The organism is Vibrio sp. E14 (assembly GCF_020515785.1).
GTDB classification, from domain to species: Bacteria; Pseudomonadota; Gammaproteobacteria; order Enterobacterales; family Vibrionaceae; genus Vibrio; species Vibrio diabolicus.
This window is the reverse complement of sequence record NZ_JAHPJI010000003.1, coordinates 536089-548703: the sequence shown is the minus strand read 5'-3', so window position 1 is coordinate 548703 and position 12615 is coordinate 536089. Positions and strand designations below refer to the sequence as shown.

Here is a 12615-nt window from a genome sequence, read left to right as displayed (position 1 = left end):
AACCGGGGAGCCTTCTCGCTTAGTTTGTTACCGTCACGTCCGTCTCTGGGACAGCACAACACGCCAATACGGTTCCCATCGCACGTTCCTCATCTGTCAACGCAGGCACGTCCGGATGATGTACTTGACCCGATGTAAGCTGAACCTTACACGCGCCGCATAAGCCAGCACGGCAGCTATTGCTAACAACCTTCCCTGCGTCTTCAAGCTGATCTAACAACGTTTTCTGATTATTCCCTACAACTTTCGTCCCATTAAAATCGATCGCTATGCTCTTCTCTGGTCTTGAAGTGACTGAAGATACGCCAAACGCTTCTTGATGGTAGTTTTCTTCTGGCAGCCCTTTTCTTAGTAGGAGATTTTTCGCTTTCTCCATAAAACCATCAGGACCACACACAAACACTTGGCGCTGTTCAATATCTTTGATTTGCTTAATGTGTGACAAACTTAAACGCCCTTTTAACCCAAACCAATCAACGGCAGGCTGCGTCAAGCAGATTTTCACTTCTAACCCCGGGTGCTTACGCTTTAACTGCTCCAACTCAGAGCGACAAGGAATATCATTTTCGGTACGACATTGATGGTAGAAAACCACGTTCTCCAACTGATTATGATCCGCTAAGTAACGTACCATCGATAGCATTGGTGTTACTCCACTGCCTGCTGAGAGTAACAATAAAGGCTGCGCTTCATGAGTTTTTAGGTGGAACTGGCCATCAGGTTGTTCTGCCTCTAAAACATCACCGACTTGTAAATTGTCTAAGAGCGAATTAGAGACTCTTCCACCTGCAATACGCTTAACAGAAATAGCATAGCGACCCGGACGAGACGGACTGGATGATAGCGTATAGCGTCGACCTACTTTCTTACCATCAATATTCACTTCTATTGGCAGGTGTTGTCCTGGCAAGTAATTAGGTAAAGAACCTTTGTTTGGTTCTAACCATAAGGTCACGAAGTCTTGGGCGATTTCTTCACGCTCAACACATGTTAACGTCATGCGCACTGGCGAGTTATCTGCGTAAAACTCCGGCTCTTTGTACTCCAATACTTCAACTTTATCGCCTTGACGAATAATGCCTTCATTTCGCGCGACAAGATTCTGGCCAAAGAACACACCACCGACATCGTTTGCACGGAACTCTTGCAAGGTTTTGAGCGGCTCTTTGCTCTCACGGAATGTGCCTCTTTGGGTATTCACCGTAGTCAGGATACAGCGCTCGCAAGGTTTGAGAGACTCAAACTCTACCTCACCGATTCGTATGCGCTTCCATGAATCTTCTTCAAACGGCTTGGTATCAGAGACCACTAAGTTAGTACGGAACTGATCCATAGAGTGTTGCTCAGAGCTTCTTCGGTTCAGTTCATCAAGGGAAGCCTGGCTAATCACTAACACCGGATAACCATCGGCAAAGCTAACGTTTTGTCCTAGCTTTTCGCGAACACGATTCGATTGCTCACCACTAAACAACAACTCAACACGTTGACCCAATACACGACTAAACCAATCATCTGCATCATCTGTGGTGGTATATGCAGTAAAGGTGTCTTTCCAAACTGTTGCTGGCGTTTCCTGCATTTTAAAGTCTTGATAACGGATTTTAAGCGGCTCCATCCCCAAACTGCTAAACACAACCCCATCGGACAATAAGGCAGACTTAATGGTTACCATTTGCGGATACTTTCGCGCAGTGATCATCGAGCCATCAGCTTTCGCAATCATAAAGCGACGATCGAAGCTCAATCCTTGCTTCTCAACCCATACGGACGACAGCGATAATCCGCCAACTGACTTAACCGGAAAAACATTAATTTGGGATAAAACGGGTTGCGACATGGCCTTCTTCCTACGGGTGTTTTTTATTTGTTGCGGTATTGTATACTCAAATCACATTAAGTTGCAGAGTCTGCTGTCTCTTCATCCATCGCAACTTTCTAGAAACCATATTCTTATAAATTTGGTTTTAGTGACAAGTATTTACTACACTCAATATTCGCGTTTTTTAACACCGTTCTGACCAAATACCGTTTGATAAAGTGTGATACGACACACATAATTCACCTAAGTTATCACTACTCCCATTTATCGATTTGGAGCTTAATTATGGATACAAGAAAACTGGTTCTGATTTTGTTATGTATCTTTCTTCCGCCTGTCGCGGTGTTTATGGAGAAAGGTCTAAATAAAGACTTTTTGATTAACCTAATATTGACGTGTTTCTTCTTTCTACCAGGTACGATCCACGCGCTTTGGTTAACAATGAAGTAACCACTTACACTCTCACTCTGTAGAAAAGTGAAAAATGGGATGAAATGTGAGGGCAATTCCTCTATCATCCTGTCGCCTAAGCGCAAGCGTTTGCTCAAAAGCAAATACGGCGCTTGGGCTCCAATCAGACAACTTTTCAATGGTGGGAGCAATTAATGACAACACTGACAATCACTCGTCCTGACGACTGGCACGTTCACTTACGCGATGGGGAAGTTCTTAGAGACACCGTTCGCGACATCAGCCGCTACAATGGCCGTGCGCTGATCATGCCAAATACCGTCCCACCAGTTACTACAACTGAGCTCGCCCTAGCCTACCGTGACCGAATTCTAAAAGAGCAACATGGCGAACAGTTTGAACCTTTGATGGCGCTTTACCTCACAGACAACACCACACCAGATGAAATACGTAAGGCTAAAGCCACCGGAAACATTGTTGCTGCCAAGCTTTATCCTGCAGGCGCTACCACAAACTCAGATTCCGGTGTGACCAATGCGAAGAACATTTACCACGTTCTCGAAGCGATGGAAGAAGTCGGAATGTTACTTCTGGTTCATGGCGAAGTAACACATCACGATGTTGATATCTTCGACCGAGAGAAAGAATTCCTTGATACTGTCCTCGCTCCTATCGTCAATGACTTCCCTAATCTTAAAATCGTTCTAGAACACATCACCACTGCCGACGCAGCAAGCTTCGTTAATAACGCCTCAGATAACGTAGCGGCTACCATCACTGCTCACCATCTTCTTTTCAACCGTAACCATATACTTGTGGGTGGTATTAAGCCTCATTTCTACTGTTTGCCAATTCTTAAGCGCAGCACCCACCAGCAAGCGCTGATCGAAGCTGCAACCAGTGGTAGCAAGAAGTTCTTCCTAGGTACCGACTCTGCGCCACATGCGAAAGGGGCAAAAGAGTCAGCTTGCGGTTGTGCTGGTTCTTACACCGCACACGCAGCACTAGAGCTTTATGCAGAAGTATTCGAGAATGAAGGTAAGCTGGAAAACTTGGAAGCGTTTGCAAGCTTCAATGGTCCTGATTTTTACGGCATTGCGCGCAACACAGATACGGTAACGTTAGAAAAATCCGCTTGGGATGTGCCGGAAACGATGCCATTTGGCAATGATATCGTTGTGCCTATTCGAGCAAATGAACAAATTGAGTGGAAAGTGAAGTAAGTACTTTACTGACGTTCCACCCATAAAAGAGGGTCATGCCTTTCTGTGAAAAGAAGTCATGACCCTTGTTGTTCTTTTCTTGTTTTGAGCTGTGATTATTAGTGGCCGCGAATTTTTTCTACAGCTGTCCACACAGCAACCACAATCAAACCCGCCACAAAACCGATAATACCGTTAAGCAAAATAGGCAGAATCGCTGTAGCAACCGAATGACCACTAAAGTTCATAATAATCGGCTCTACAAAGTGATGAATGGCAGGCACGTTGTGCACTACAATCCCCCCACCGACTAAAAACATCGCGGCAGTACCCACAATCGTTAACAACTTCATCAGCTTTGGTGCAAAAGCAACTAAAGCACTGCCGACTTTTGCCATCCAGCCCTTACCTTTTGAGCGAATTTCAAGGTAGAAGCCCAAGTCATCCAATTTCACGATGCCTGCTACTAAGCCATAAACACCAATGGTCATGATGACTGCAATTAAGCTCACCACTAAGATTTGCGTCACAAGGCTCGCCCCAGTCACGGTACCCAACGCAATCACAATGATTTCCGCTGAAAGAATAAAGTCCGTTCGAATCGCACCAGCAACTTTGCGTTTTTCATACTCTTCTATCGACTCGCCAGTATTAACTAACTCTTCTTTTTCTTCGTGCGGATGGGAGTGAGGGAATACTTTCTCAAGCACCTTTTCTGCCCCTTCAAAGCAGAGAAACAAGCCGCCAATTAGCAATAGTGGCATGATAAGCCATGGAATAATCGCGCTAATTAGCAATGCTGAAGGAACTAAAATCAATTTGTTTTTGAACGAGCCTTTCGCAACCGCCCAAACCACTGGAATTTCTCGCTCAGATGCAACACCAGACACTTGTTGAGCGTTTAACGCTAGGTCATCACCCAACACACCTGCGGTTTTCTTTGCCGCCATTTTCGACATTAAGGCGACATCGTCGAGTACCGTGGCAATATCATCCAACAGTGTGAGTAAACTTGCTCCAGCCATTTTTTGTCTCTTATATGAAATTGAGTAAGTAACAAAATGTAACACCAATAAATCACTCATCAAAGTGATGATTTTGCAAAGAATACTATCCCAAATGGTGTTTTATATTGCCGTTAAGATAAGACAGGTCTAGTCTTGTGATACCTTTCAGCAGTCAAAAGAAAAAGTATAGATGAAAAGTGGATACATTTACCCAATCGGTACCCCTGGCCAACCTTGGAGCGAAGAAGAACGTAAAACCTGGTTAGCAACGCAAGAAGTAAAACGTAGCTACCAAGATGAAGTTGTCAGTAAAATCGATGCTCTACGCGAGCGTTTTGATGTTGAACAATACGGTGCACTCTCATACAACGAGGCACGTTTCCCTCTGTTTTGTATCAAAACTCGCAACTGGGATTCAACGAAGCCTGTTGTTTTGGTCACAGGTGGCGTGCACGGTTACGAGACGAGTGGTGTACATGGCGCTTTAAAGTTTGTAGAAACAGATGCAGAGTGCTACGCAGAGCATTTCAATATTGTCGTTGCACCTTGCGTGAGCCCTTGGGGTTACGAGGTGATCAACCGCTGGAACCCAAACGCGATTGATCCAAACCGCTCTTTCTATAAGGATAGCCCTGCCGAAGAATCTGCCAACCTCATGAAGCTCGTTGCGACATTAGGCAATGTATTAATGCACATTGATTTGCACGAGACGACAGACTCCGATGAAACAGAGTTCCGTCCTGCGCTTGCCGCTCGTGATGGCATTGAGTACATCGAGGGCATGATCCCAGACGGTTTTTACACGGTGGGAGATAGTGAAAACCCTCAGCCTGATTTTCAAAAAGCGGTCATTGAGTCGGTTGCAAAAGTGACTCACATTGCACCTGCAGATGAAAATGGCGAAATCATTGGTTCACCAGTCGTACAGTTTGGCGTTATCAACTACCCAATGGTGAAGCTGGGTCTGTGTGGCGGCGTAACAAATTGCGTTTACGGCACGACAACGGAAGTGTACCCAGACAGCCCAACAGTGACCGACGAAGAGTGCAACGATGCGCAAGTTGCAGCCGTGGTCGGTGGTCTGAATTACGTTCTGGCTCAGTTATAATAAGCGGTTCTTATATTGCTCCGGTGTCATGCCGGAGTATTTCTTGAACATCGCGATAAAAGGACTAGCTTGGTTATAACCTAATGTCAACGCGACTTCTTTTACGGTCTGCCCTTTACGCAGCAACTCCATAGAATGCAAATAGCGTACACGTAAACGCCACTCAGTAAAGCTCATGCCCAACTCACTCTGACAGTGTCTCGCCAACGTGCGTTCTGTGGTATGCACTTTTTCCGCCCACTCCGCCAAACTGATCTCATCCGTCGGCGATTCTTCTACTGCTTTTAAGATCGGTTCAAGATACTTGTTATCGGTCGTTGGTAAAAAGTGGTGTTCCACTTCTTGCTTTGCGAGCTGATCTAATAACACTTGTACCAAGCGCTTGTCTTCATCACTTTGCGCCACGTTAATGTCTCGTTGACGAAAGTCCTCAATAATGGACGACACGATTGGAGTCACTTTGATCAGACTCGTTTTGGTAGGAAAGTGCGCCGTCAATTCAGGGGCAATGTTCAAAGAACAATATTCGATAGGTTTACGGTTGTAACTAGTATGACGGATTCCAGCAGGAACCCAAATTGCAAGATGCGGAGGCGCTAGAAATCTTGTATCTTCTGCATCCATCTCTAGGATCCCACCGCTGATCAGCTGCACTTGCCCCCAAGGATGGCTATGAATTCGCGTTTCTGTATTAGAGAGAAAGGCTTCAAAATTCATAAATACATCCGATGGTGCGCGGTCGATTGATAATGAGGGATGAAGATTTCTGGCGCTCTTTTTCAAAATTGTCTTCCTATCGCTTACGATGTCTTTTAAGAGATACTTTTTATTATAAAGACCTGCCAGACTAGCGCCATCAATAATTGTGCTATAGGGTTCTCATGATTTATTTACTTCCGTTTTTCACCGTTATGATTTGGGGTGGTAACTCAATTGTGAACAAGATGGCTGCGAGCGCAATTGAACCAAGTGCGATGAGTTTCTACCGTTGGTTTGTCGCAATGGTACTCCTAACGCCATTTTGTCTGCCTGCGATCATCAAACAACGACACATTATTCGACCTTACTTAACTAAGCTGGCATTTCTTGCGTTACTTGGCATGGTGCTCAACCAATCACTTGGCTACTACGCTGGTTTAACGACAACGGCTTCCAACATGGCACTGATTACCTCTTTGGTTCCTTTGCTCAGTGTGTTTTTAAGTGTTCCTCTGTTAGGCAAGTCTGTATCAATGTTAAGTATCGTCGGTGGTGTGATTTCGCTCGGCGGCTTGGCGTTTATGCTTGGTCATGGTGATATCACCTACTTTTTACATCAAGACATGACCCAAGGTGATAGCCTTATGCTGATTGCAGCTATGGTATACGCGGCTTATTGCGTGCTGCTAAAACGCTGGAAGATGCCTTTCAGTAGTTTGACTCTGGTTTACATGCAAGGCTTCTTCTCGGTTGTGATGCTTACACCACTTTGGCTCTCTAGTGAGCAACTGTTACCAAGCCAAGGCGCGCTACCATTAATCGCCTATGCTGGCATTGCGGCTTCCATTTTTGCGCCGTTAATGTGGGTGAAAGCGATTGATTCAATTGGCGCTGATTCAAGTGCCATGTTCATGAACTTAATGCCCGTGGTTTCTGTCGTACTTGCTTCAACGTTGATTGGTGAGAAAATTTACGCTTACCACATTATTGGTGGGCTGTTAGTCATCTCTGGCGTTATCCTGTCGCAAATAAAAATACGACACAGAAAGCCATTGCCCAATTCTGAGATTGCCTCCACCGCCAATTAATCCCAGTTCCCCAAGCCACAGAACTACGCTGTGGCTTTTTGTTTTCATCGTTCGAATAAAAGTTAATATTTTGTTTCATTCGCTATTCCCGAAAATTCATCTTGCTGCTAAATTGGGAAAACAATAACTCACCAAGGAAAGACAGATGAGCAGTGGTCAAAGAGACATTACCCTTCGCTTTTTAGCAGAACCCAGTGACGTCAATTTCGGCGGAAAAGTGCACGGCGGCGCCGTAATGAAATGGATCGACTTAGCAGCCTACGCCTGCTCTGCAGCGTGGAGTGGCAAGTATTGCATTACTGCATACGCAGGTGGTATTCGTTTTGTTGCGCCGATTCATGTCGGCAACTTAGTCGAAGTTAGCGCGAAAGTCATTTATACCGGACGAAGCTCAATGCACATCGCGATTGACGTGCAAGCCAGTGACCCAAAACAAATGAAAAACAGACTCACCACCCACTGTATCGTTATTATGGTTGCTGTAGATGAGAACGGAAAACCAACCGACGTACCGAAATGGGTTCCAGAATCTGATGAAGATAAAGCCTTGGAACAATCCGCTATCCGCCTTATGAACATGCGCAAAGAAATCGGGGAAGAGATGGAAGCGCACGTAAAATATCTCAAGTAACCTACATCCGTTAAGAACGCTATTGACTACCTCAACGTTACTTATTACCAGAGTGTGGAGCAACATCATGATTTTGCCATTTGCTTCACACTCGGCCTCCTCTGTCATAAATCCTTCACCTAGCTTTGCTTAAATCCATCCACTATTTTGGAGTTGGATAGAGTTTGGATCTTGAGACTAAAAGAAACGACCTTAAGTGAAGAGACGTTGACCAATTTAAAAGCGGTCGAGTACCAGTGGGTAAGAACCATGTACGTCGAGGGGTATAACGAAACAGAAATTAACCATTACATTCAAACCTGCTTTGGCGGTGATGTCACCTTTGCAAATTTATTTCGTCGCGTCGCACTACAGCAAGAAAGCTTATACACGCTGCTTCAATACGTTGGATGTGCCCCCTCCAGTCGAGAGTTTTAATCCTTCCCTACCTTAATTTTACTGATACCTGAGCTCAGGTTATTTATGTGAAGTGCTACGCAGGGCATTCTCCTAGCCCTGTGAATCCATTGCAAAGCCGCTAATCTTTACCTGCTTATTGAACAACTGTATTTAACAGGTATAAAAAAACCTGAGTCTAGACTCAGGTTATGGTTACAAGAAACTGTTAGTGATTGAATCGTAAGGAACTAAGCTAACAGCCAGCTATGCGTAACGCCAATAAAAGCCAAGATATTACTGATCGGCGGCCAAACCAAAATTGTAATATCCGTGCTACGTATAAGGGCGACCATGCGGTCGCCCTTTTCTAGTTATTCTTATCAATCTCAGACCACAAGAGATTATCCTTTCACACCACCAGCGGTTAGACCACCAACCAACCAGCGTTGAGCAAGTAAGAATACGGCAGTGATTGGCACTGCTGAAAGTACAGCAGCTGCAGCAAAGTCACCCCACAAGTAGTTTTGTGGATATAGGTATTGCTGCATACCCACTGCAAGTGTGTACGAGTCTACATCAGAAAGTAGTAGTGATGCTACAGGAACTTCACCAATTACCATGATGAACGACAAGATGAATACTACCGCCAGGATTGGCACAGACAATGGAAGCAATACCAAACGGAATGCTTGCCATGGTGTCGCACCATCCAGTGCCGCCGCTTCTTCTAACGAAGAGTCAATACTTTCGAAGTAGCCTTTAATCGTCCAAACGTGCAGTGCGATACCACCTAAATAAGCGAATATCAGACCGCCGTGCGTGTTCAGACCAAGGAATGGGATGTACTGACCCAATTTGTCGAACAACGCGTATAGAGCAACCAATGCCAATACCGCAGGGAACATTTGGAAGATCATCATCGCTTTTAGGATAGTGTTCTTACCTTTGAACTTCATACGAGCAAACGCATAAGCTGATGTGGTTGATAGCGCCACGATTAGGATTGCAGAAATACCACCCACTTTTACTGAGTTCCACAGCCATGTCATGACTGGGAATGGTGGCGGTGTAACTGTACCGTCTGGGTTAGTCACCGAGAAACCTAATGCCAATTTCCAGTGATCAAGCGTTGGGTTGTCTGGGATCAGGCTACCCGTTGCAAAGTTACCTTCACGGAATGAAATCGCGATGATCATCAGTAAAGGGAAAATAATCAGTGCCAAGAATGCCCACATCGCAATATGAGTAGCCCAAACACGATACTTTAATGACTTACCTTGTACCATTGCCATTGTAATCTCTCCTTAGTCCTGAGCTACTTTAGTTACGCGTAGGTTGATAAGTGCCAATGCGCCAACCAATAGGAAGATAAGTGTTGCTACTGCACTTGCTAGACCGAAGTCTTGACCGCCCGCACCTTCGAATGCGATTCGGTAGGTGTAACTTACCAATAGGTCAGTGTAACCCGCAGGTTCTGACGTACCAATCATGTTTGGACCACCGCCTGTCAACAACTGGATAAGCACGAAGTTGTTGAAGTTGAAGGCAAAGCTCGCAATCAACAGTGGTGTTAACGGCTTCAACATCATTGGTAGCGTGATACGAGTAAAGTTAGTAATAAAGTTCGCACCATCAATTGCTGACGCTTCATATAAATCATCAGGAATCGCTTTTAGTAGACCCATACATAGAATCATCATGTAAGGGAAACCAAGCCACGTGTTCACAATCAGGATCATGGTTTTCGCCATGAACGGGTCTGAGAACCAAGCAGGGCTAATACCGAACAAACCTTCCAGAAGCATGTTGATCTCACCAAAGCTTTGGTTAAACAAACCTTTAAAGATCAAGATAGAAATAAACGCCGGTACCGCATAAGGCAGAATCAGTAAGAGTCGGTAAACCGAGCGGCCTTTTAATGCTTCCCACTGAACAACACTTGCTAGAACAAGACCAATTACAAGCGTAAATAGTACGGTGAGTGCTGAGAACACAATCGTCCAGATAAAGATACTGATAAACGGCTCTTTGATGCCATCATCTTTCCACACACGCTCAAAGTTGTGTGTGCCAATGTTCACCACAAAGCCAGGAGACACTGTGCTACCAACAAACTGACCGTTTTCATCGACAGGTTGGTAGTAACCTACTTCCATATTTGGACGTAACGTCTCTTCAGTACGGTTGTTGTAAAGCGTTTCGCCGTCTTCTTGCAGCGTGTACAAAGGCACAACTGCCGCAAACTTACGTAACCCGCTCATGCGGATGTCTTCACCGCTCGGCAGATGCAAATCAACACTGCTCAACGTATTACGGCTCTTAACAATCGTCTTGATTGATTCTTTCTCGCCCGTAGCTTCTTCAATTGGCGATAGGTCAAGATCCGATGCTGAAAGGCTATCTAGCTGAAAAGTGGGCGTAGCAAGTAGCTCACCATCTTTTTCAACCACAAGCTGATGTCCTTGATCCGTTTTATATAAAGTGAACGGGTAGCTATCACCACTTTGATAAGTTCTGTCCAAAAGTACGCTCTGCGCACGATCAAAAGAGAGTTGGTTTTTCGCGCTGTAGTTGGTAAACGCCAAACCTATGGTGTACGCCAGAGGGAAAAGAATGAAAAGGATCATCCCTGCGATACCAGGGTAGATGTAACGATGTGCGTACGTCTTTTTACTACCAAAGATGAACAACGCTAAAGCGGTAAGAATGATCGTAAGTAGTGCAAACGCAATCTCACCGCGTGAATACATAAGGATTGTTGCGTAGCCATTGATAATGCCGACTGTGCCTAAAAGTGACCATTTCATGAACACTTTTTTGCTGCTCGGAAGGCTGGCTTCTGGTGCTGTCATAGCATTTGTACCTTGAACTGACTGCATAGGGAACCTGCTAGCGAATATAGAATAAATATAGAAAAGTAAGGAGGAGTTGCCCCCTCCTTAAAAAGGTCTTACTTAATTATTTAGTCATTTGTTTTTCTGCGTCTGCCAATGCTGCATCGACAGTTTGACGACCATCAACTACGTTGATGATTGCGTTCTTAGCCGCGCCCCAGAATGCGTTCATTTGAGGAATGTTTGGCATAATTTCGCCGTTCATCGCGTTGTCCATTGTCGCAGCGATACGAGTATCTGAATCTAGTTCACGTTGGAACGAGTTAAGCGCTACCGCACCTAGAGGCTTATCGTTGTTAACCATACGTAGGCCATCGTTTGTTAGTAGGTAGTTCTCAATGAATTCAACCGCTAGGTCTTTGTTTGGAGACGCAGTGCTGATACCAGCCGTTAGAACACCAACGAATGGCTTAGAAGATTGACCTTGGAACTTAGGTAGCGTAGTCACGCCGTAGTTAACGCCAGACTTCTCGATGTTGCCCCAAGACCATGGACCGTTGATCGTCATCGCTGTCTTACCTTGGTTGAATGCAGACTCAGATACTGAGTAGTCCATATCTGCAGAGATCACGCCTTTGTCTACCAAGCCTTTTACGAAGCTCATTGCGTCTTTAACGCCTTCTTTCGCGATACCAGCGTCTTTAATATCGTAACCTTCAGAAGTGTATTTGAACGCGTAGCCGCCATCAGCAGCCATTAGTGGCCAGGTGAAGTACGGTTCTTTTAGGTTCCACATGATTGCAGACTTGCCGTCTTTTTTAAGTTTTGCATCTAGCGCTGCAACTTCTTCCCAAGACTTCGGTGGGTTTGGAACTAGGTCTTTGTTGTAGATTAGAGATAGAGACTCAACCGCAACTGGGTAGCCGATCAATTTGCCGTCGTAACGTACAGCATCCCAAGCGAAATCAACAATACCTTCTTGAATGTTCTTAGAAGGTTTAATTTCTGCTAGCAGGCCAGCTTCTGCGTAACCACCGAAACGGTCATGAGCCCAGAATACGATGTCAGGACCGTCACCAGTCGCTGCAGTTTGAGGGAATTTGTCTTGAAGGCCATCTGGGTGAGCCACTGTCACTTTAATGCCAGTGTCTTCTTCGAATTTTTTACCAACTTCAGCAAGGCCGTTGTAACCTTTGTCGCCGTTGATCCAGATAGTAAGTTGTCCTTCTTCGATGGCAGCATTAGCACCAAAAGAACCCAAAGCAACAAGAGTACCTAGTGCTACAGCGCTTAACTTTTTCATGTTCGTATCCTTTTTATATTTTTGATGTAGGGCTAGTCCATTGAGGTTCAGCCGTATTTCGACATATATCATCTGAAATAATCCAATATGTCTCATCCTCCTAATCCCTACGCCCTTACAATTATGACGTATTTT

12 protein-coding genes are annotated in these 12615 nt (G+C 45.0%); 6 read left to right on the top strand and 6 right to left on the bottom strand.

Annotated features, from left to right (window positions below; genetic code table 11):
* Nucleotides 1–19: 19 nt before the first annotated feature.
* Nucleotides 20–1837, bottom strand: a complete 1818-nt coding sequence (locus tag LIX84_RS11900) for a hybrid-cluster NAD(P)-dependent oxidoreductase (RefSeq protein ID WP_226421385.1) — start codon at nt 1835–1837, stop codon at nt 20–22.
* 267 nt (nt 1838–2104) lie between these two features.
* Here LIX84_RS11900 and LIX84_RS11895 point away from each other — a divergent pair, with 267 nt between their 5' ends.
* Nucleotides 2105–2269, top strand: a complete 165-nt coding sequence (locus LIX84_RS11895; RefSeq protein ID WP_005375297.1) for a YqaE/Pmp3 family membrane protein — start codon at nt 2105–2107, stop codon at nt 2267–2269.
* Nucleotides 2270–2424: 155 nt separating this feature from the next.
* The gene (pyrC, locus tag LIX84_RS11890) at nt 2425–3453 is read left to right on the top strand and encodes a dihydroorotase (RefSeq protein WP_226421384.1); all 1029 of its coding nucleotides are present in this window, start codon (nt 2425–2427) and stop codon (nt 3451–3453) included.
* Between the two features lie 98 nt (nt 3454–3551).
* On the opposite strand, the gene LIX84_RS11885 is transcribed toward pyrC, so the two are convergent.
* Nucleotides 3552–4457, bottom strand: coding sequence for a DUF808 domain-containing protein (locus tag LIX84_RS11885; protein WP_046873771.1), 906 nt, complete (start codon nt 4455–4457; stop codon nt 3552–3554).
* A gap of 172 nt (nt 4458–4629) precedes the next feature.
* Here LIX84_RS11885 and LIX84_RS11880 point away from each other — a divergent pair, with 172 nt between their 5' ends.
* A complete protein-coding gene (locus LIX84_RS11880; protein ID WP_226421383.1) occupies nt 4630–5547 on the top strand; it encodes a M14 family metallopeptidase in 918 nt (305 codons plus the stop codon).
* On the opposite strand, the gene LIX84_RS11875 is transcribed toward LIX84_RS11880, so the two are convergent.
* The gene (locus tag LIX84_RS11875) at nt 5542–6330 is read right to left on the bottom strand and encodes an AraC family transcriptional regulator (RefSeq protein WP_048625321.1); all 789 of its coding nucleotides are present in this window, start codon (nt 6328–6330) and stop codon (nt 5542–5544) included. The two genes, LIX84_RS11880 and LIX84_RS11875, sit on opposite strands and share 6 nt — an antisense overlap.
* A gap of 98 nt (nt 6331–6428) precedes the next feature.
* Here LIX84_RS11875 and LIX84_RS11870 point away from each other — a divergent pair, with 98 nt between their 5' ends.
* The 3 genes from LIX84_RS11870 to LIX84_RS11860 all read left to right on the top strand — a co-directional run bounded on the left by LIX84_RS11870 (nt 6429) and on the right by LIX84_RS11860 (nt 8382).
* A complete protein-coding gene (locus LIX84_RS11870; RefSeq protein ID WP_226421382.1) occupies nt 6429–7334 on the top strand; it encodes a DMT family transporter in 906 nt (301 codons plus the stop codon).
* 145 nt (nt 7335–7479) lie between these two features.
* Complete coding sequence (locus tag LIX84_RS11865; RefSeq protein ID WP_005392490.1) at nt 7480–7965, top strand: acyl-CoA thioesterase; 486 nt, start codon at nt 7480–7482, stop codon at nt 7963–7965.
* Between the two features lie 171 nt (nt 7966–8136).
* Nucleotides 8137–8382, top strand: a complete 246-nt coding sequence (locus tag LIX84_RS11860; protein WP_005375277.1) for a hypothetical protein — start codon at nt 8137–8139, stop codon at nt 8380–8382.
* A gap of 362 nt (nt 8383–8744) precedes the next feature.
* Here the strand turns inward: LIX84_RS11860 and malG are convergent, their stop codons facing one another.
* The 3 genes from malG to malE all read right to left on the bottom strand — a co-directional run bounded on the left by malG (nt 8745) and on the right by malE (nt 12480).
* Complete coding sequence (gene malG / locus LIX84_RS11855; protein WP_005375275.1) at nt 8745–9635, bottom strand: maltose ABC transporter permease MalG; 891 nt, start codon at nt 9633–9635, stop codon at nt 8745–8747.
* Nucleotides 9636–9647: 12 nt separating this feature from the next.
* On the bottom strand, nt 9648–11222 hold the full coding sequence (gene malF / locus LIX84_RS11850; protein WP_031780258.1) for a maltose ABC transporter permease MalF: 1575 nt from the start codon (nt 11220–11222) through the stop codon (nt 9648–9650).
* 79 nt (nt 11223–11301) lie between these two features.
* The gene (gene malE / locus LIX84_RS11845) at nt 11302–12480 is read right to left on the bottom strand and encodes a maltose/maltodextrin ABC transporter substrate-binding protein MalE (RefSeq protein ID WP_053809629.1); all 1179 of its coding nucleotides are present in this window, start codon (nt 12478–12480) and stop codon (nt 11302–11304) included.
* Nucleotides 12481–12615: the final 135 nt, after the last annotated feature.